Consider the following 18,767-nt stretch of genomic DNA (forward strand, 5'->3'; position numbering starts at 1 on the left):
CAAAAAAGCGGCCAATCACGTTTTCGCCTCATTCTATCTATACTGGACGACTTGTGCAGATACCTAAAAGTCTTTAACTCTGGCGACTCTACGCCGGTGTTTTTGCACTTAGACAAAACTTCGCGAGCTTTCTGCTCTTATAAAAGCGGTCTCCACGATCCACGGAAATCGCGAAAGACGAGACGGGGGAATCGTTGAAAATACTGCCAGCCTCAGTTTCTGCCTTGCGGGCGAGTACCGTCGCATGCGTCGTTGCGCTCTCCGCGTTCGCAGCAACCTCGTGCACCACTGGCACCAGTCCCAGCGTGACCTCCGCACTGACCAGCGCTGCCGAATCGACACAGACTGCCGAAGCCAAGTCCACCTCAGAACACGGTATGCCCTCCACCGGCACGGCGACAGTATCGCCCGAAGCGCTTGCGCTTGCCGGCAGCACCGAAGCCAATGCCCTGCAAGCCGTGAAGGATGCAACCAAGCCAGCCGACGCCAAGGCCGCTGCGGCAGTCGCGTCGACAGAACAGCAGGCAGCGGCCGCCGCACCGGCCGAAGCGGCTCCGCAGCAGAAAACCTCGCTCTTCGGTTCGAGCGCGCCGGCAAAGCCGGAAGGCACCGTAGATGTCGCCAGCGCCGCAGCAGCGGCAGCTCCGGCCAAGACTTCGCTCTTCGGCAACAGCATGCGCGGTGAAGGCGCACCGGCGCCGCAAAAGGCTGCGCCGAAGCCTGCCGAAGCCGAGGAAGCGCCGGCCAGCACCGAGACGGCGAAGCCCGACGAGGCTGCAGCCAGCGCAGACGTCAAGCCTGCCGAGACCAAGGCGGCGGCTGCCACCGCCCCGAACAAGGACAGTGGTCTTCTCCTTCGCCTTTTCGGCAACAGCCAGAACAGGCCAGCGGCGAGCCGCCAGGTTGCCATCATCCAGCCAAGATCCCAACCGCAGCTTCGCTCGGCCGAGCCTCCGGTAAAGACGGCATCGGCCGCGCTTCCCTCGGCCGAATCATTCGAAGGCAAGACCGAACACCTGTCGTCCTTGCCCGGCGTTCGCCCGAATGCCGGCATTCAGATCATGCAGCGCGACAGCCTTTACGAAGACGATGACGTCGAGGCCGCGCCGGCACAGGTGATTCTCGCCTCGGCTGCGGGCCTCGCGCGTCTCGCCCCGAACGGCTTGAAGGTGCAGCGCGAGAATGTGCAGGTCGCATGTCTCAAGCCGCAGCTCGTCGGCTTCCTCAAGTCGATCGAGCGCCGCTTCGGCAAGGCGGTAATCGTCACCTCCGGCTATCGCAGCCCGCCCTACAACCGCCTGGTGAATGGCGCCAAGGCCTCGCTCCACATGTCATGCGCCGCCGCTGATATTCAGGTGCCGGGCGTTTCCAAGTGGGTACTGGCCAATTTTGCTCGCTCCATGCCGGGCCGTGGCGGCGTTGGAACTTATTGTCACACCGAATCGGTCCATGTGGATATCGGACCGACCCGCGACTGGAACTGGCGCTGCTCGCGTGGCCGTGGCTAGCCGCACCGCGAAAACCGCCTCGTCCTTACACGCTGTCCTGTGTCGGCTAACGCGCAAGTTGAACAATCTTCATTTTTTTGAAAAAAGAATGCTCAATGGGGTTGCGGCGCAAAAACTGATTCACTATAAGCCGCTTACCTGCGGGGCGCCCATCGTCTAGCGGTCTAGGACGCCGCCCTTTCACGGCGGAAACAGGGGTTCGATTCCCCTTGGGCGTACCAACTTAAATCACTGAAATCGTTATGAAATAGTGATAGCGGACGCCGCCTCGCAGGTGGCTTGTCCAATTCTTGTCCAATTCAAACCACGCCATTTTTGGACTGAGCGGCGCTGCACACTTGTAACCTTGGTAAAGGTGGATAGCATCGATCAGTAAGGGGCACGGGGACATAACATTATGAATTGGCGTCAGGGGTTTCTGCGCATCTGGATCGCACTTTCGGTTCTTTGGGTGTTGGTAGTAAGTACATTCTTTTATGGGTATGTCACGGACCCCCGCCCCTATCTCGGAACACAACGGTATTATGGGAATGCTGGCGGCGTTCAACTCCTCGATTACGATAACGAGAACTACTACAAGGTACAGGATTGGGCCGACAAAGGCATAGTGAAACGGAAAGACCTTAAGGGCACCGGTTGGACTATCGAACTCTACGGACCACCTTCAGACGATCAATCAACCGTTGACGCCCGATTACAGACGTTACGCGGCCATATGGAAGAAGAGTACACCACCAAAAGGGAAAGTCAGCGTTGGGCGGATTTGCAAAGCGGGATAGCGCTTGCACTTATCCCTCCCATAGTGCTCCTAATTTTGGGGTGGATGATCGGTTGGATTGTCAGCGGTTTTCGCACACGCAAGCAGTACTAAAGCCGCCTAGAAAAATGCTTTCACCACTAGCAACAATGTGAAGAATGCCGCCCGTACGGCCACGATTCGATACAGTGTTAAAAAGTCGCTAGCTTGTGATAGCGCCTATAATTTTTCATTCGACCTTCGCATCGTGATATTTCCGGGAATGCCAGCACACTGCAGATTAAAAATGACCAGCGCAAAGCTCATTTGCTTTTGTGGCGCGTATCCCATGCAAACGGCCAGCCCTCCGCGAGCTGGCCGCACGATTTGGCGCTTAAACGACTCAGTTGGATGGCGCAGGCTTTGCTGGCTCGGGAGCAGGTGTCGCTGGCGCCGGAGCCGGTGTGGTCGGCTCGGATGTCGTGGCAGGCGCGCTGGTTTCACCCTCTTTCGGCTTGTTGTCGCATGCGGCCAAAGTGAGCGCGGCGACGGCTGCGACGGGTAACAAAAACTTGAAGTTCATCATGTTCTCTCCTGTTTGTTTCGTCCCCATACATAGAATGGGTCAGCGACAGCGGTTCGAACACCCCGGCATTTTCAAGCTTTATCACGCTCTGTTAGACAAAGTTATGAGACCGATATCGGCGGCTGACCTATCATCTGCTTACTGCCGGGACTCATTTGCCGGCAGTAGGGTTCGGTTTACCTCCACTCGGACCCGATTCTCCCACCCCAGAGCAAACTAACCTGCCTTTAGAGGCAGGTTTTTTTATGCGGCATCGGTTGTCACTGGGACCGTTCACGCTGATTGCCGTCTTTTTGCGCTTCGGCTAAACCCAAATCATGAATTTCGCTTCACCCCTCATTACCGGCAGGCTGGTCCAGCGCTACAAGCGCTTTCTCGCCGATATCATTCTCGACGTCGGCGGCGCTGCGATCACGAGTTCGGTTCCCAATACCGGGTCGATGCTTGGCCTCACCGATCCCGGCATTCCGGTCTGGCTCTCGCTCTCCGACGGCGCGAAACGCAAATATCCGCACACGCTGCAGATGGTCGAAGTTGGCGGCACGATGGTCGGCATCAATACCGGCTTGCCCAACCGGATCGCGGAAGAAGCAATCCTTGCCGGGATGATACCCTCGCTCTCGGGCTATGCCGAGCTGAGGCGCGAGCAGAAATATGGCGCGAACTCACGTATCGATATCCTTTTGCGCGGCCCCGGTCGTCAGCCGGCCTATGTCGAGGTCAAGAACGTCCATTTCTCCCGAAAAGCCGGCCTTGCCGAATTCCCCGATTCGCCAACGGCGCGCGGCGCAAAACATCTGGACGAGCTCGGAAACATGGTTGAGAATGGTTTTCGCGGCGTCATGCTTTATGTCGTCCAGCGCGGGGATTGCGAACAACTGAGGATCTGCGGCGATCTTGACCCGGTCTACGCTATGGCTTTTGATCGGGCAATGAAGCGCGGGGTTGAAGCATACGCTGTAAAATGCCACATCACGCCCACGGGCATTGCTGCAATAAGCACGATGCCAATTATCGATTGATGCCAACCGGACTTAACTATGGTCACCTATCTCGACGCACAGAACGCGCCTCTTAAGAATACCGGCCAGATCCGGCTGCACGGCCCGGAAGGGTTCGAGGCAATGCGCAAGGCTTGCCAGCTGACCGCCCGCTGCCTGGATGAGCTCGCATCGATCGTGGCGCCGGGCGTCACGACCAATACGATCGACCGGTTCGTGTTCGAGTTCGGAGCCGACCACGGCGCCCTGCCCGCGACGCTCAACTATCGCGGCTACACCAAATCGAGCTGCACGTCGATCAACCATGTGGTTTGCCATGGCATCCCTGATGACAAGCCGCTGCGCGAAGGCGATATCGTCAATGTCGACGTCACTTATATCCTCGATGGCTGGCACGGCGATTCAAGCCGCATGTATCCCGTCGGGCAAATCAAGCGCGCCGCTGAACGCCTGATGGAAGTCACGCTTGAAAGCCTGATGCGCGGCATTGCCGCCGTTCGGCCGGGTGTGCGCACCGGTGCCATTGGCGCTGCCATCCAGACCTATGCCGAAGCCGAGCGTTGCTCGGTCGTGCGCGACTTCTGTGGCCACGGTGTTGGCCAGCTCTTCCACGACGCACCTAACATCCTTCACTATGGCACGCCGAATGAGGGTATCGAACTGCGCGAGGGAATGATCTTCACCATCGAACCGATGATCAATCTCGGCCGGCCGCATGTGAAGGTGCTTGCAGATGGCTGGACGGCGGTGACACGTGACCGCTCGCTGACCGCGCAATACGAACACACTGTCGGCGTCACCAGCACGGGCTGTGAGATATTCACTCTCTCGCCGGCCGGCCTGTTCGCGCCCGGACTGAACCTCGGATAGGGTTGGCAATGAGCGAAGAGAAGCCGGAACCGACTTTCTTCCTCAACGTACCCTCCGCAAAATCCACCCCTAAACAACCAGTCGTTGAGCATTACGGTGCTTCGCACAACGCGCAGCCGAAGCCGTCGGGCAATGACACGCCGCATTATGTCGGTCATCGCGATCGCATGAAGGAGCGCTTCGAGAAGGTCGGCCACGATGGTTTCGCCGACTATGAAATGCTTGAGATGCTGCTCTACCGCTCTATCCGACAGAACGACACCAAGCCGCTTGCCAAGGCGCTCATTGCCCGTTTCGGTTCACTGGGGGAAGTCTTGGGGGCGCCCGAGCACCTGCTGCGCGAAGTAAAGGGCTGCGGCCCTGCCGTCACTTTCGACCTCAAGCTGGTATCCGCGCTTTCGCATCGTGTTATCCGCAGCGATATTCGAGAGAAGGCGTTGCTGACATCGTGGAACAAGGTCATCGAATATTGTATCGCCGCGATGGCCCACGAACCCCGCGAGCAGTTGCGCATCCTGTTCCTCGACAAGAAAAACGCGTTGATTGCCGACGAGGTACAGCAGGTCGGCACTGTCGACCACACACCTGTTTACCCGCGGGAGGTGATCGCACGGGCCCTGCACCTTTCCGCCAGCGCAATCATTCTCGTCCACAACCATCCGTCCGGAGACCCGACGCCTTCCAAGGCGGACATCGAGATGACACGGACCATCGCCAATATCGGCGCGCAGATGGGCATTGTCGTCCACGACCACATTATCGTCGGCAAGAACAGCCATGCCAGTCTCAAGGGATTGCAACTTTTCTGAGAATTGCCGGGCAATATCCTGTTCGACAGCAAACCCGATCAAATGAACCATTCTGAAAAGTCCTATTCAGGTATCGTGCTTGAATGGAGTTTTGAATGAACACGGTCGAAAAAGCGATCTGGTACATTGAAGGGCATTTCTCCGAGGATATAACCCTGGACGACATCGCCGCTTCGGCAGGCCTGTCGCGCTTTTACATGTCACGTGCCTTTGCGGCCGTGACTGGCTGTTCGGTCAGCGGCTACATCCGGGGCCGCCGCCTCAGCTCGGCCGCCCGGCTTCTCGGCGAAGGTGCTCCCGATATTCTCTGCGTTGCGCTCGGGGCCGGTTACAATTCCCATGAAGCATTCACCCGCGCCTTCCGCGATCAGTTCGGCATGACGCCGGAACAGGTTCGTGCGCAAGGCCATGTCGACAACATCCCCTTGGTGGAGGCTATCAAAATGGACGAAACATTGGTCGTAAATCTGGAAGAACCGCGTGTCGTTCCGGCAAGCCTCTTCTCGTCGCAGGGTTGGGCGCGCGCTACAATTGCGAGAGCAGCAAGGCGATCCCGTCTCAATGGCAGCGCTTTGCACCCCATATCGGGCATATTGCAGGTCAGGTCGGCGACATTGCGTATGGCGTTTGCTGCAATAGCGACGATGAGAATAACTTCGATTACATCGCCGGCGTCGAGGTCAGGGATTTCTCCGAAATTCCCGACACATTTAGCCGCCTCCGTATTCCGTCCCAGAAGTACCTCGTTTTCAGGCACGAGGATCATATTTCGACGATCCGAAGCACGTTCATGACCATCTGGGGCAACTATCTTCCGGAGTCTGGCCATGAGGTCGCCGATGCTCCCAATTTCGAGCGCTATGGGCCGCAATTCGATCCGAGAACCGGAAATGGCGGGCTCGAGATCTGGATACCTGTGAAGTCCTGATCGTTTTCATTGGTGCGCCAGCGGCAGCCGGGCCGCCGCAACCATGCGCCGCTCCAACCGTTATTGCTGACAGATGGCTGTTAGCAGGTTTGCTAAGATCAGCCGCCTTGGCAAGATGGGAGCTGACACATGCTGCAAGCCTGCCTCAACGGCGGTCGTAACCGCGATTTTCACGCTGCCGTTCCCTTTACGGCAGACGAGCTTGCCCGCGACGCCGCGCTCGTCGTGGCGGCAGGCGCTGGCGAGCTTCACATACATCCGCGGGATTTGGATGGTAACGAAAGCCTTGCCGCCTCTGATCTCAGCGCTGCGATCCGCGCCATACGCGAAAGCGTTCCGGAGGTGCTGATCGGCGTTTCGACACATTGGCGCATCCCACCCGGCGGCAAGGCCCGCCAGGCACCGATCGCGGAATGGCAGGAGCTTCCCGACTATGTATCGGTCAATCTGATCGAAGAGGATGCTGCCGAGATCATGGCGCTTGTCTGGGACAAGGGCATGGGCGTCGAAGCCGGCCTATGGTCGATAAGCGACGCCGAGCGCTTCATCGCCCTTCCTGATGCCAAGAAGTGCCTGAGAGTGCTCATTGAAGTCAATGAACAGGATTTTGATGAGGCAATGGCGGTGGCAACTGGGATCATATCAGTGCTGGAACAGGCGAAATTCGAGCTTCCCATTCTGCTGCACGGCGATGAAGCGAGTGTATGGCCGATGTTCAACCTGGCGATTGCGCGCGGCTATGATGGGCGCATTGGCCTCGAGGACGGCAAGCTCCTTCCCGAAGGCAAGGAAGCCGAGGACAATGCCGACCTGATCCGTGCTGCGGTGGTCCTGGCGCATGGCGGCGATACGCTTCTCGGCACCGCAAATGAAAAGGGCGGCTGACGCCGCCCTTGCCGAATCGATGCTGAGGCTTATGCCTCGTCGTCAGTCTTCTTCTTGGCGGCCTTCGGCGCTGCCTTCTTCGCAGGCTTCTTGGTCTCTTCCGACTTGGCATCCGCCTCATCGTCGGCCATCAGCTCTTCCTTCGTCACCTTCTTGTCGGTGACCTTGATGTTCGAAAGGAGATGGTCGACCACCTTCTCCTCGAAGATCGGCGCGCGCAGGTTGTTTACGGCTTCCGGCGTCTTGCGGAAGAATTCGTAAATCTGCTGCTCCTGGCCCGGATAGCGGCGAACCTGGTCGTAGACGGCGCGCTGCAGCTCTTCTTCCGTTACCTCGATGCCGGCCTTGTTGCCGATTTCGGAAAGGACGAGGCCGAGGCGGACGCGGCGTTCGGCAAGCTTGCGATATTCTTCGCGCGCTTCTTCTTCCGTCGTGTCTTCATCTTCGAAGGTCTTGCCGGCTTCCTGGAGGTCGTGACCGATCTGTGCCCAGATGTTGTTGAACTCGGCGTCGATCAGGCGCTCCGGCGATTCGAACTTGTATTCGCCGTCGAGCGCGTCGAGAATCTGGCGCTTGACCTTCTGGCGCGTAAACGTGCCGTACTGGCTCTCGATCTGTTCGCGGATGACCTGGCGCAGGCGGTCGGCGCTTTCGATGCCGAGCTTCTTTGCGGTCTCGTCGTTGATTTCGAGTTCGCCGGGCTTGGCGACTTCCTTGACCGTGACATCGAAGGTTGCGTCCTTGCCGGCAAGGTGCGCAGCACCATATTCAGCCGGGAACGTCACGTTGATCTGCTTCTCGTCGCCAGCCTTGACGCCGATGAGCTGATCCTCGAAGCCGGGGATGAACTGGCCGGAACCGAGGACGAGCGTCGCGTCGGTGTCGGCGCCGCCATCAAACGGAACGCCGTCGACTTTGCCGAGGTAGTCCATCGTCACGCGATCGCCGCTCTCGGCCTTGCCCTTCTTCGTCTCGAAGGTCTGGGCGGAGCTGGCAACGCGCTTAACCTGCTCTTCGACTTCCTCATCGCTGACATCGACGACTTCGCGGGTTACGCTGATGTTCGACGCGTCCTTGATCTCGATGGCAGGAAGAACTTCGTAGTTGAGCGAGAATTCGAAATCGGCTTCGCCGCTCAGAACCTTTTCCGCTTCCTTCTCGTCCTCGGTCATGACGACTTCCGGCTGGGTAGCGGACTTTTCGTTGCGGTCGGCAAGAATGGACCGCGAGGAATCGCTCAAAATCTCGTTGACGACTTCAGCCATGAACGACTTGCCATACATCTTGCGCAGATGGGTCATCGGCACTTTGCCAGGACGGAAGCCATTGATGCGCGCCTTGGCGCTGGCGCCCTTGAGGCGTTCGGAAAGCTTTGCTTCCAGATCCTTGGCCGGAACGACGACCTTGATCTCGCGCTTCAGCCCTTGATTGAGCGTTTCAGTAACCTGCATGTCCAAACCTTCACTTTTTTAACATTTGTCCCGCCGTTGCCGGCTCGTTGGCCTAAAATTGCGGGAGAAAACTGCCTGCCCTTGCGGCTTCCGGTGCGGACGAAGAGCTTTACTCACCATCCACGTTGATTTTATTGCCTAATTCCAGTGCAACTCTCGATTTGCGACACGAATTCTAGCACAGAATGTGGCACAAAGTTGCGAAAGAGATTGCACCCTCACCGACTGGTCGCTCCCTTTACTTGCCTTGCGGGCAAAAATCAATGGCGCAGCCCGGTTGCTGCTTCGAGAAAAATGCCCGTTTTGCAAGGCGTTTAACCTTCAAATACCACTCGCGATTGCAAGGTGACAACCAATTCGAACTATGCAAGTCTGGATTCGTGGGGTTTTGAGACAGGTTGTATCCGCGTCGCCCGGCTGGGCGCACGAGCGTATCTGGTTGAATTACTCCGCCTGAGCGTTGAATTCTGACTTTGCGTAACTAGACCCGATCGTCCGATGATTTGCAGTGTCAGCCGCTCCATCCGGTTGATTTGTCCTGGAATTCATCCCGCGTGGCCGTTCGGTGTCCGATTGTCTTGGAGGCCTGCCCTTGTCACGAACGTTCATTTCCGCCGTTAAGCTCGGCCTTGCAGCCGCTATTATGACCGCAACTTCAGCTTTGGCGCAGGAGGCTGCCGCCCCGCCTCCACCACCAGTATCGGTTGCAAAACCCATTGTTCGCGATGTGATCGACGCTGATGAGTTCATCGGCCGGTTCGACGCCGTCGATCAGGTCGCTGTGCGCTCGCGTGTGTCGGGCTATCTCGATACGGTCCATTTCAAGGACGGTGCGCTCGTCAAGAAGGGCGATCCGCTGTTCACGATCGACCAGAGACCGTTTCAGACTGCTCTCGATCAGGCGCAGGCGGCGCTAGAGGTCGCAAAGACCACCCTTACCTACGCCGAAGCCCAGTACAAGCGCACGGAATCGCTGACGGGGAGCGGCACCCTGTCGGTATCGACGCTCGACGACCAGCGCCGCGCCTATCTCGCCGGCCAGGCGAGCGTGCGTGGCGCGGAAGCCGCGGTCGCTCAGGCGAAGCTCGACATGATGTACACCGAAATCACCGCACCGCAGGACGGACGCATCGATCGCAGGCTGATTTCCGTTGGCAACCTCGTCAATGCCAATGACACGATCCTGACGACGATCGTCTCGCTCGATCCCATCGACTTCTATTTCGATGTCGATGAGCGCAACCTGCTTTCCTATGCCCGTTCGGCGCGCGAGCGGGGCAGCGACCTTCAGGAAGGCGGTGGCGGGCTGGATGTTACGGTTCGGCTGACGGACTCGAAGGAACCACCGGTCAAGGGCAAGCTCGACTTCTCCGAAAACCGGCTCGATGCCCAGACAGGCACGATGCGGGTGCGAGCCCGCTTCGCCAATCCGGATTTCGTCTTGCAGCCCGGCCTGTTCGGGCGCGTCGAAGTCTCCGCCTCGAACACCTATAAGGGCATCCTCGTCCCGGATGATGCCGTTGGCGCGGACCAGAACGAGCGCATCGTCTACACAGTCAGCGAAGACGGCACGGTTACGCCGAAGCCGGTGCGGCTTGGGCCCAAGCAATACGGCTATCGCATCATTCGCGAGGGTCTAACTGGCGACGAAACCATCGTCGTCAATGGATTGATGCGCATCCGTCCGGGCGTCAAGGTCAAGCCGGAACTCATAACCCTGCCACCCGAAGCCAAGGCGACGGGGGTCGGCCAATGAGATTCGCGCATTTCTTTGTCGACAGGCCGATCTTTGCATCCGTCCTGTCGATCGTGCTGTTGATCGTGGGCGGCATTGCCTACACGCAGCTTCCTGTCGCCCAATATCCGGAAATCGCGCCGCCGACGATCGTGGTGCGCACCTCCTATCCCGGCGCGGATGCGCAAACCATTGCCGACACGGTGGCGACGCCGATCGAGCAGGAAGTCAACGGCGTCGAGAACATGCTCTACATGTCCTCCTATTCGACCGCAGACGGGTCAATGGCGCTGACGATTACCTTCAAGCTCGGCACCGACCTCGACCAGGCGCAGGTGCTGGTCCAGAACCGCGTCTCCATTGCCGAACCGCGCCTGCCTGAGGAGGTGCGGCGTCTCGGCGTGACCACGACGAAAAGCTCGCCCGACCTGATGATGGTCATCCACGTGCTTTCGCCGAACAACCGTTATGACCAGCTCTATGCGTCCAACTACGCACGCACCCGCATCCGCGACGTCCTCCTGCGGCTCGACGGCGTTGGCGATCTGACCATCTTCGGAGAACGCGAATATTCGCTGCGCATCTGGCTCGACCCGCAGAAGCTTGCTGCCTACGGCATGACGGCGAGCGACGTCGTCCAGTCGCTGCGCGATCAGAACGTGCAGGTTTCGGGCGGATCGATCGGGGGACCGCCGACGTCGGGCAACAGTGCATTCCAGTACACTGTCACGACGGAAGGGCGTTTCAGCGACGCGAGGCAATTCCGCTATGTCATTGTCAAAGCTTCAGATACCGGCCGCCTCGTCCAGTTGCAGGATGTGGCGCGCATCGAGCTCGGCGCCAAGGACTATGTGACCAACAGTTACCTCGACGGTAGTCCCGCCGTGGCGCTCGGCATTTTCAGCCGGCCCGGCACCAATGCCTTGGCAACCTCCGAAACCATTCAGGAGACGATGAAGGAACTCGCCAAGGATTTCCCGGACGGACTGACCTACAACATTGTCTACAACCCGACCGAGTTCATCTCCGAATCGATCAACGAGGTCTACAAGACCATCATCGAGGCCGTCATTCTGGTGGCTCTCGTCGTGCTCGTATTCCTGCAGTCCTGGCGCACCGCCATTATACCCATTGTCGCCATTCCGGTGTCGTTGATCGGAACGCTCGCCATACTCCTTGCCTTCGGCTTCTCGCTGAACATGTTGACACTGTTCGGCCTCGTCCTCGCCATCGGCATCGTCGTCGATGACGCGATCGTCGTCGTCGAAAACGTCGAGCGCAATCTTTCGTCCGGCATGACGCCGAAGCAAGCGGCCCACGTCACCATGGATGAGGTCGGAACGGCGGTCGTCGCCATCTCGCTCGTACTCATTGCCGTGTTCGTGCCGACTGCCTTCATCCCCGGCATTTCCGGCCAGTTCTATCTGCAATTTGCAATCACCATCGCCGTCGCCACCGCGATCTCGGCGCTGAATTCATTGACGCTCTCCCCGGCCCTTGCGGCAATCGTCTTGCGCCCGCACGGGCATTCGCAATCGCGAAACCCGCTTGCGCGCGCCGGCCGCTTCCTCGCCAACGGCTTTAACACCGGCTTCGACCGAATGGCACATGGCTATTCGTGGATCATTCGCCATCTTGTCGGCTCAGCTGTCGGCCTTCTGGCCTCGCTGCTCGTCTTCGTGGGTCTCCTCGCCGGGACATGGTACATGGCCAATATCGTACCGCGCGGCTTCATTCCAACAATGGACCAGGGCTATGCCATCGTCGTCGTCCAATTGCCCGATGGCGCGTCGCTGGAGCGCACCGATGCGGTGATCAGGCGTGCCTCGGACATCGTCCGCAGCGTTCCCGGTGTAAGCCATGCCGTGGCGTTTGCTGGCTTCAGCGGCGCCACCTTTACCAATGCGTCGAATGCAGGCGTGGTGTTCGCGCCGTTCAATTCCTTCGAGGAGCGACTGCCAAAGGGCGAGACGGCGCAGGCGATCATCGGCCAGCTCTTCACCAAGATGCAGAGCATCCAGGAGGCCTTCATCATCGCCGTGCCGCCGCCATCGATCCGCGGCATCGGCAATTCCGGCGGCTTCAAGATGCAGATTCTCGACCGCGACAATCCGGACATGCGCCGCATCCTGCCTCTTGCCTATCAGATGATGGGTGAAGCCAACAAGACGCCGGGACTCACCGGGGTCTTCACGACCTTCTCGGCGTCGAGCCCGCAATATTTCCTTGAGATCGACCGCGACAAGGCGCGGGCATTGAACGTACCGATCCCCAACATCTTCGAGACGCTGTCGATCAACCTCGGCACCTCTTATGTCAACGATTTCAATGCATTCGGCCGCGTTTATCAAGTACGGGCGCAGGCGGACCAGCAATATCGCATGGACCGGGCCGACATTCTGGCGCTGAAGGTGCGCTCGGCGACGGGAGCATTGGTGCCGCTCGGCACCCTGATCGAGATAAGGGACACAACCGGGCCCTCGCTGGTGCAGCGCTACAACATGTATGTTTCGGTGCCCTTGCAGGGCAACCCCGCGCCGGGCATTTCGACTGGTGATGCACTCGACAAGATGGAACAACTGGCGGCGCAGACGCTGCCGGTGGGAACGACGTTCAACTGGACAGAACTCGCATTCCAGGAGCGCAGCACCGGCAATACGGCGATCTACATCTTCGCCCTGTCGGTCATTTTCGTCTTCCTGGCGCTTTCCGCCCAGTATGAAAGCTGGATCCTCCCCCTTGCCATCATCCTGATCGTCCCGCTCGCCGTGCTCGCCGCGCTGATCGGCGTGCACCTGCGTGGCATGGACAACAACATCCTTACCCAGATCGGGCTTGTGGTGTTGATCGGCCTTGCGGCGAAGAACGCGATTCTGATCGTCGAGTTTGCGCGACAACACCAGGACGACGGCGCGACACCCGTCGAAGCCGCAATCGAGGCAAGCCGTTTGCGCCTGCGCCCGATCCTGATGACCGCATTTGCATTCATCTTCGGCGTGGTTCCGCTAATGATCGCAACCGGCCCCGGCGCGGAAATGCGCCAGTCGCTGGGAACGGCCGTGTTCTCGGGCATGCTCGGCGTCACGTTCTTCGGGCTGTTCCTGACGCCGGTCTTCTACGTTGCGCTCCGTTCATTCGGGCGCAAGCGCAAACCGGCGGTGGAGGCCCCGGCGCGGGGCTTCTAGTCCCGCTTCATTACCGGCTTGCGTTAAGGGTCGGCGGGCATCATGCTGGTGCGCGCTGACTTATCATTCATGCGGAGCGAGAGATGATCATTACCGAAATGTCGCGGCAGGAAATCAAGGAACTGCTGACCCGGGCCAGCATCGGCCGGCTCGCCTGCGCCAAGGATGATCAGCCCTACATCGTCCCGCTTCGCTTCGTCTATAATTCCGTCTATCTCTATTCCTTCACCACTGTTGGGCGGAAAATCGAGTGGATGCGCGAGAACAACAAGGTCTGCGTCGAGTTCGACGAAATCGATGCGACCAATAGCTGGAAGAGCGTGGTCGTTAGCGGCAGGTTCGAGGAGATCACCAAGGAACACGGCGATGAGCGCAACATGGCCCATGATCTCTTGAACAAGAAGGCCGAATGGTGGGAGCCCGGCTACGTGAAGACAGTCATTCGCGAACAGGAACGCCCGCTTGACCCGGTTTACTTCCGCATCGCCATAACCGAAACGACCGGTCACAAGGCGGTCAAGGAGCGCTAGACGGAAGCGCGCACATTCCCCTTTTCCATAAGGTAGAGAATGTGATCCTGGCCTGCGAACTGGTGCAACCAACGATACCCCTTAGACGTTGTATAATTAAGGGACCAATCAAAAGGAGCACCACCGTGGGCGGAACGTCCAATCAGCATTTCGTGCGCAGGATGCCAACTGCTTCTGATCATCTCATCGATACGATTCGGCAGGCGACGCCAAAGCCAAAATTCAACCCTGAACGCTTGTCGGACGTCTTGAAGCGCTCCAAGGGGGCTTTTTCGATTACGAAGAGCCGGCCATCCGCCAAGTAGGCGCGTACCTACCCTGTCTATCCGAGTCCCGCATCAGCGGCCGCGCCTCGCGTGTGGCCGGTTCGCCAATCTTCGTTGGAACAACCCTTTTTCCTTTGACGGCAGAAATCACGATGCTATAGAGACCGGCGCTTGGGGTGCGGTGACGCCTCCATCTGCGGATGTGGCGAAATTGGTAGACGCACCAGATTTAGGTTCTGGCGGGAGACCGTGGGGGTTCGAGTCCCTCCATCCGCACCATGGCGCTTGACGCACGGTCGCCATCGTCAGTAGATCGGCTCCTCGTAGAGAACTTCTCCGTTGTTTTTCAAAGCGCGAATTTGCGCATCTCCCGACGGCGAAACCGCGATGACAGCCTCAATCCTGCGTCCTCGCTGCTGGTCTTCGATCACGCGTCCTTCCCCCTCCGGCACATAATAGCGCTCGATCCCGTATTGGATGTGAAGATCGTGATAGATCGCGGCATTGGCGTAACCGGAGGTGCGGCCGCGCAGCTGTATTTCACCGGGCGCCAGATCCTCGCGCTTTTGCCACGAGGCGCTGCTTATGCCCCAAGCACCGTCATCCGCCTGCTTCAACGCTACATAGATATCGGCGAACCCGGTTGACGTCGGCGGCGTCCCAGTCACCTTGTTGGCCTCGATCGTCGCGATGCCGTAACCAAGTGTGACATAGTCGCCGCGCAGGAAATCATGTGGATCGACCGGCTCGGTAAGGAGCGTGATATTGGTGCCGCTGCGCAGGATCGACGCCCGCTGTGCGACCATGGCGTAGAGGGCTCCGGACTGTAAAATTGCCACAACGGCGCCGAGCAGGATCAGGCGATTTACCTTCAGGATCATGCCGTTGCTTCCTTTTTCGGATTCTTTCTTTGAAGTCTTCGCTCCATTCTGACAACGAAGGCTGCCAGCAACAAGACGAGGATGCCGGCAGTCAAGAAGAAGCCCGCGGTGCCTATCAATGTACCGATCGTCTTGAACGCCAGGTACAGCACCTCCAGCGAGAAGACCGTGTAGGAAACCCAGCGCACCGCAAGGTTCCGGTGCCCCGAAAGGGCAAGGCCCGCGACTGAGCATCCCAAAATCGCAAAGCCGATGACAACCTGATTGGTAACCCCTTCGCTGAATTCGTCGAACTGGAAGAAGATGAGGGCGATGACCAGCATGATAAAGCCATATCCTCCGATGGCCTCGCTCCAGCCGGTCAGCTGCTGGGTCGCCCTGCTCCGCAGTGCATCCGCGAGGAAGAGTGCCGCGCCGAGAACGGCCGCGATCCACAGGATCGCCTGGTCGTCCAGATCGAACCGGACCACAAAGACATAGGCGATAAGGAGAATGGCAATGAAATGTCGCGCCTGCTTCGCCTTCGTCCACCAGACCAGTCCCGCGCAGGTGATCGCAAGCACAGGCACCAGCCAAATGTAGTTCCAGTGGTCTGGAGTCGATGGTTCGAGCGAAGCGAACAGGTAGAAGCCGGCAATTGCGACGCTGGTGGACGTCAGTACCTTTGATCGCAGCAGGAGGGCCGCCACCATCGTGCCCGTTACCCAAAGAAGCGCCGCATCGGTTGTGTCTCCCGAGAGGTGGTACATTTGGCCAACGAGACCGATACCGGCACCGAATGTGATGGCGGCGATCAGGTAGAGCGCTTCGCTGAATATCCTGTCGCCCAGGCTTGCCCGCCATGCGCCGCCGATATAGCCGGCGCCGATCACCGATATGATAAGTCCGAGCCGAACAAGGCGCGGCATGAGTTCCCAGTTGGCCGCGACGAGGGAAACGATGGCAGCGCCCAGCAAAACGGCGCCGAGAACTGCAAGGACGCCGCCAAGCCCGAGACCGTGTCCCCTGCCGTCCATGTCCTTGCGCAAGCGTTCGGCTGTCGTCTCATCGATCAGACCATCCCGCTGCCAGCGCGCAATGTGTTTCTTCACGCCAATAGTTATCGCCAAGGTCTGCTCCTGAATCGCTGCAACGAGTCTTTAGTATAGCGAGGTGGCGGTCATCCTCCTATGGCGATCCCTGCGTGCTCGCAGCGCCACAATCGCGACATTTGTGCGCCGCAACAATTAACATCGATTAATGTTGCAATGCAGCAATTGCATAGCTGATCTGCAAACTTGGCTCTGCAACTTTCAGGGGCCGTGCACTATCTTCCACTCAACGATCAAGAGTGATCAAGCAAACAACAACCGAAGTGGTGATTGAAATGAACCTTATCCGCTCCTACAGCAACTGGCGTCGTTATCGCGACACGGTTTCCGAATTGAACCGCCTGTCGTCCCGCGAACTCAGCGATCTCGGCATTGCCCGTTCGGACATCCCGTACGTCGCCAAGAAGTCCGCAATTCGCTAATCGCATAGAGAATATCGCCGGGGCTTATCCTCCTCCCGAAGCCCCCGCGATCAAAGGCCGATACTCCTCCTCCCTGATCGGCCTTTATCAAACGACACCCACCGCACCTCCTCCCGCGGTGGGTGTTGTTGTTTCAGGCCGCCTCCAGCCTATTGAGCCTTAGCGGACGCCGCCATATCCCCTGCTTTTCCATTCTGCGAGCGTCATGACGTCTGGAGCGCCGCCTCCCGGCTCGTACCAGGAATCGACTGCCCAAAGCGTACCGCTGCGGTCCTTCAGAACAGCAGTGAAGTGTGGATAGCGCCCGTCGAAAAAGCTTCCGCGCGAATCCCGCCGGGCAACGGTGTGGAACTGCAACAGGCCTGCACCCTGCAGATAGCGCAGGAAGTGATCGGTATTCGTGGATTCGTCCACGCAATCCATCTGGCCGCGCTCGCGTCCCTTGCCAAAATCCATTTTCGGCCGGTCGACGACGCCAATCACCTGCGTATTGCGTTGTTCGAATACTTGAACCGCCCGGCGAACCGCCGCGCGCTCGCCCTCTGGCGATTTGCGGCCGGACGCCATGATGGAGGCTATGCGGGAACGATCGGTGGTGGTCAGCGTCACATTGGTCTTAAAATAGCAGCCATAACCGTGGCAAACACTGAAGGTCTGCGCCGTGGCGATGGATGCGGGACTGCAAAGAATGAGAAAAAGAAAACAGAAGACGAGTTTATTTAAAACTTTTGTTTGCATGCGCCAACACTAACAATTGTTTTCACCGAAGCCCAACAGATTTGCATAATATGGTTGCTCCCGGAAATCCTCACATGGCAACCGCCGGCGCCGCACCCTAAATCACCCCTGGCGCACCTCACCCAATCGGAGAATGATCATGCAACAACGCCGTCTCGGCCGAACCGGCCTTTCCATCGCCCCGCTCGTCTTTGGCGGGAATGTCTTTGGCTGGACCGCAGACAAGAAGACATCCTTCGACCTGCTTGATCGCTTCGTCGATGCCGGCTTCAACGCAGTCGATACGGCCGATGCCTATTCGCGCTGGGTGTCCGGCAATGAAGGCGGCGAATCCGAAACCATCATCGGCGAATGGATGAAATCGCGCAAAAATCGCGACAAAATTGTCATTATCACCAAAGTCGGCTCCGACATGGGACAGGGCAAGAAGGACCTTTCGGCTGCCCATATCGCCAAGGCCGCCGAGGCTTCCTTGCGCCGGCTGCAGGTTGATGCGATCGATCTCTATCTTTCGCACTGGCCGGATCCGGAAACACCCTACGAGGAGACCCTCGGCGCGCACGCGCAACTCCTGAAGGCGGGCAAGGTCAAGTCAATCGGCGCATCCAATCTCGATGCCCAGCAACTGCGTGCCGCACTCGACGTATCCAGGGAAACTGGCCTGCCGCGCTACGATGTGCTCCAGCCGGAGTATAATCTCTACGACCGCAAGAGTTATGACGGTGCACTGCGGGACCTCTGCATGGCCGAAGATATCGGCGTCATTACCTATTTCAGCCTCGCGCGCGGCTTTCTGTCCGGCAAGTATCGCAGCGAAGCCGACCTTGGCAAAAGCGCGCGCGGCGGCGGCATCAACGATTATCTCAATCCGCGTGGATTCCGCATTCTTGCCGCGCTTGACGATATTGCCGCCAAGCACAAGGCGAAGCCCGCGGAAATCGCCCTCGCCTGGATTATGCAGCGCGAAGGCGTGACCGCCCCGATTGCCAGCGCGACGTCCCTTGAACAGTTGGACAGCCTGATCAAGGCGGCTTCGATCAACCTGAGTGCCGAAGACGTTACCCAACTCGACAAGGCCAGCGCCTGATCGCTTGGATCGAAAGCCGCCGCATTGCACCGTGCGGCGGCTTTTGCACATTGATGCG

Annotated in this window: 16 protein-coding genes, 2 tRNA genes and 1 pseudogene; 14 read left to right on the forward strand and 5 right to left on the reverse strand. The window is 58.7% G+C overall.

Annotation, left to right across the window (positions count from 1 at the left end):
* Positions 1 to 305: 305 nt before the first annotated feature.
* The 3 genes from AC1DNI_RS17220 (at position 306) to AC1DNI_RS17230 (ending at position 2,379) form a co-directional block, all read left to right on the forward strand.
* A complete protein-coding gene (locus AC1DNI_RS17220; protein ID WP_477692717.1) occupies positions 306 to 1,508 on the forward strand; it encodes a YcbK family protein in 1,203 nt (400 codons plus the stop codon).
* A 145-nt stretch (positions 1,509 to 1,653) separates the two neighbouring features.
* Positions 1,654 to 1,729: transfer RNA gene (locus tag AC1DNI_RS17225), tRNA-Glu, on the forward strand.
* A 176-nt stretch (positions 1,730 to 1,905) separates the two neighbouring features.
* On the forward strand, positions 1,906 to 2,379 hold the full coding sequence (locus tag AC1DNI_RS17230; RefSeq protein WP_477692718.1) for a hypothetical protein: 474 nt from the start codon (positions 1,906 to 1,908) through the stop codon (positions 2,377 to 2,379).
* 268 nt (positions 2,380 to 2,647) lie between these two features.
* Here the strand turns inward: AC1DNI_RS17230 and AC1DNI_RS17235 are convergent, their stop codons facing one another.
* A complete protein-coding gene (locus AC1DNI_RS17235) occupies positions 2,648 to 2,830 on the reverse strand; it encodes a hypothetical protein (protein WP_477692719.1) in 183 nt (60 codons plus the stop codon).
* A 317-nt stretch (positions 2,831 to 3,147) separates the two neighbouring features.
* Here AC1DNI_RS17235 and sfsA point away from each other — a divergent pair, with 317 nt between their 5' ends.
* The 5 genes and pseudogenes from sfsA to AC1DNI_RS17260 all read left to right on the forward strand — a co-directional run bounded on the left by sfsA (position 3,148) and on the right by AC1DNI_RS17260 (position 7,323).
* Positions 3,148 to 3,852, forward strand: coding sequence for a DNA/RNA nuclease SfsA (gene sfsA, locus AC1DNI_RS17240; RefSeq protein WP_477692720.1), 705 nt, complete (start codon positions 3,148 to 3,150; stop codon positions 3,850 to 3,852).
* A gap of 18 nt (positions 3,853 to 3,870) precedes the next feature.
* The gene (gene map / locus AC1DNI_RS17245; protein WP_027231454.1) at positions 3,871 to 4,701 is read left to right on the forward strand and encodes a type I methionyl aminopeptidase; all 831 of its coding nucleotides are present in this window, start codon (positions 3,871 to 3,873) and stop codon (positions 4,699 to 4,701) included.
* An 8-nt stretch (positions 4,702 to 4,709) separates the two neighbouring features.
* Positions 4,710 to 5,510: a RadC family protein gene (gene radC / locus AC1DNI_RS17250; protein ID WP_477692721.1), complete on the forward strand. Its 801-nt coding sequence runs from the start codon at positions 4,710 to 4,712 to the stop codon at positions 5,508 to 5,510.
* Between the two features lie 95 nt (positions 5,511 to 5,605).
* Positions 5,606 to 6,438: pseudogene (locus AC1DNI_RS17255) on the forward strand (AraC family transcriptional regulator).
* 129 nt (positions 6,439 to 6,567) lie between these two features.
* Positions 6,568 to 7,323, forward strand: coding sequence for a 3-keto-5-aminohexanoate cleavage protein (locus AC1DNI_RS17260; RefSeq protein ID WP_477692722.1), 756 nt, complete (start codon positions 6,568 to 6,570; stop codon positions 7,321 to 7,323).
* A gap of 29 nt (positions 7,324 to 7,352) precedes the next feature.
* Here the strand turns inward: AC1DNI_RS17260 and tig are convergent, their stop codons facing one another.
* On the reverse strand, positions 7,353 to 8,774 hold the full coding sequence (gene tig / locus AC1DNI_RS17265) for a trigger factor (protein ID WP_477692723.1): 1,422 nt from the start codon (positions 8,772 to 8,774) through the stop codon (positions 7,353 to 7,355).
* Positions 8,775 to 9,417: 643 nt separating this feature from the next.
* Here tig and AC1DNI_RS17270 point away from each other — a divergent pair.
* From AC1DNI_RS17270 to AC1DNI_RS17285, 4 genes are all read left to right on the forward strand, one after another.
* Positions 9,418 to 10,530, forward strand: coding sequence for an efflux RND transporter periplasmic adaptor subunit (locus AC1DNI_RS17270; RefSeq protein WP_051614995.1), 1,113 nt, complete (start codon positions 9,418 to 9,420; stop codon positions 10,528 to 10,530).
* The gene (locus AC1DNI_RS17275; protein ID WP_091921707.1) at positions 10,527 to 13,694 is read left to right on the forward strand and encodes an efflux RND transporter permease subunit; all 3,168 of its coding nucleotides are present in this window, start codon (positions 10,527 to 10,529) and stop codon (positions 13,692 to 13,694) included. Before AC1DNI_RS17270 ends, AC1DNI_RS17275 begins: the two co-directional genes overlap by 4 nt.
* 83 nt (positions 13,695 to 13,777) lie before the next feature.
* A complete protein-coding gene (locus tag AC1DNI_RS17280; RefSeq protein WP_477692724.1) occupies positions 13,778 to 14,224 on the forward strand; it encodes a pyridoxamine 5'-phosphate oxidase family protein in 447 nt (148 codons plus the stop codon).
* Positions 14,225 to 14,686: 462 nt separating this feature from the next.
* A tRNA-Leu gene (locus AC1DNI_RS17285) sits at positions 14,687 to 14,769 on the forward strand.
* 26 nt (positions 14,770 to 14,795) lie between these two features.
* On the opposite strand, the gene AC1DNI_RS17290 is transcribed toward AC1DNI_RS17285, so the two are convergent.
* On the reverse strand, positions 14,796 to 15,371 hold the full coding sequence (locus tag AC1DNI_RS17290) for a GDYXXLXY domain-containing protein (protein WP_477692725.1): 576 nt from the start codon (positions 15,369 to 15,371) through the stop codon (positions 14,796 to 14,798).
* Positions 15,368 to 16,480 carry a DUF2157 domain-containing protein gene (locus AC1DNI_RS17295; RefSeq protein WP_477692726.1) on the reverse strand — a complete coding sequence of 371 codons (1,113 nt, stop codon included), beginning with the start codon at positions 16,478 to 16,480 and terminating at the stop codon, positions 15,368 to 15,370. The genes AC1DNI_RS17290 and AC1DNI_RS17295 overlap by 4 nt, the downstream gene beginning before the upstream one ends.
* 257 nt (positions 16,481 to 16,737) lie before the next feature.
* On the opposite strand from AC1DNI_RS17295, the gene AC1DNI_RS17300 reads away from it, so the two are divergent.
* Positions 16,738 to 16,884 (forward strand): DUF1127 domain-containing protein, encoded by a 147-nt coding sequence (locus AC1DNI_RS17300; RefSeq protein WP_081815883.1) that lies wholly within the window; start codon positions 16,738 to 16,740, stop codon positions 16,882 to 16,884.
* Positions 16,885 to 17,043: 159 nt separating this feature from the next.
* On the opposite strand, the gene AC1DNI_RS17305 is transcribed toward AC1DNI_RS17300, so the two are convergent.
* On the reverse strand, positions 17,044 to 17,622 hold the full coding sequence (locus AC1DNI_RS17305; RefSeq protein ID WP_477692727.1) for a hypothetical protein: 579 nt from the start codon (positions 17,620 to 17,622) through the stop codon (positions 17,044 to 17,046).
* Between the two features lie 139 nt (positions 17,623 to 17,761).
* Between AC1DNI_RS17305 and AC1DNI_RS17310 the strand changes: the two genes are divergently transcribed.
* Complete coding sequence (locus AC1DNI_RS17310; protein WP_477692728.1) at positions 17,762 to 18,709, forward strand: aldo/keto reductase; 948 nt, start codon at positions 17,762 to 17,764, stop codon at positions 18,707 to 18,709.
* The last annotated feature ends 58 nt before the right edge of the window (positions 18,710 to 18,767 follow it).

Source organism: Phyllobacterium sp. 01N428, assembly GCF_056399405.1.

Bases quoted from the DNA above. Each gene is read 5' to 3' on its own strand.
- AC1DNI_RS17310 (WP_477692728.1), top strand. From the start codon at position 17,762: ATGCAACAACGCCGTCTCGGCCGAACCGGCCTTTCCATCGCCCCGCTC.
- radC (WP_477692721.1), top strand. From the start codon at position 4,710: ATGAGCGAAGAGAAGCCGGAACCGACTTTCTTCCTCAACGTACCCTCC.
- AC1DNI_RS17275 (WP_091921707.1), top strand. From the start codon at position 10,527: ATGAGATTCGCGCATTTCTTTGTCGACAGGCCGATCTTTGCATCCGTC.
- AC1DNI_RS17260 (WP_477692722.1), top strand. From the start codon at position 6,568: ATGCTGCAAGCCTGCCTCAACGGCGGTCGTAACCGCGATTTTCACGCT.
- AC1DNI_RS17270 (WP_051614995.1), top strand. From the start codon at position 9,418: ATGACCGCAACTTCAGCTTTGGCGCAGGAGGCTGCCGCCCCGCCTCCA.
- AC1DNI_RS17300 (WP_081815883.1), top strand. From the start codon at position 16,738: ATGAACCTTATCCGCTCCTACAGCAACTGGCGTCGTTATCGCGACACG.
- AC1DNI_RS17230 (WP_477692718.1), top strand. From the start codon at position 1,906: ATGAATTGGCGTCAGGGGTTTCTGCGCATCTGGATCGCACTTTCGGTT.
- AC1DNI_RS17280 (WP_477692724.1), top strand. From the start codon at position 13,778: ATGATCATTACCGAAATGTCGCGGCAGGAAATCAAGGAACTGCTGACC.
- AC1DNI_RS17290 (WP_477692725.1), bottom strand. From the start codon at position 15,371: ATGATCCTGAAGGTAAATCGCCTGATCCTGCTCGGCGCCGTTGTGGCA.
- sfsA (WP_477692720.1), top strand. From the start codon at position 3,148: ATGAATTTCGCTTCACCCCTCATTACCGGCAGGCTGGTCCAGCGCTAC.
- map (WP_027231454.1), top strand. From the start codon at position 3,871: ATGGTCACCTATCTCGACGCACAGAACGCGCCTCTTAAGAATACCGGC.
- tig (WP_477692723.1), bottom strand. From the start codon at position 8,774: ATGCAGGTTACTGAAACGCTCAATCAAGGGCTGAAGCGCGAGATCAAG.
- AC1DNI_RS17235 (WP_477692719.1), bottom strand. From the start codon at position 2,830: ATGATGAACTTCAAGTTTTTGTTACCCGTCGCAGCCGTCGCCGCGCTC.
- AC1DNI_RS17305 (WP_477692727.1), bottom strand. From the start codon at position 17,622: ATGCAAACAAAAGTTTTAAATAAACTCGTCTTCTGTTTTCTTTTTCTC.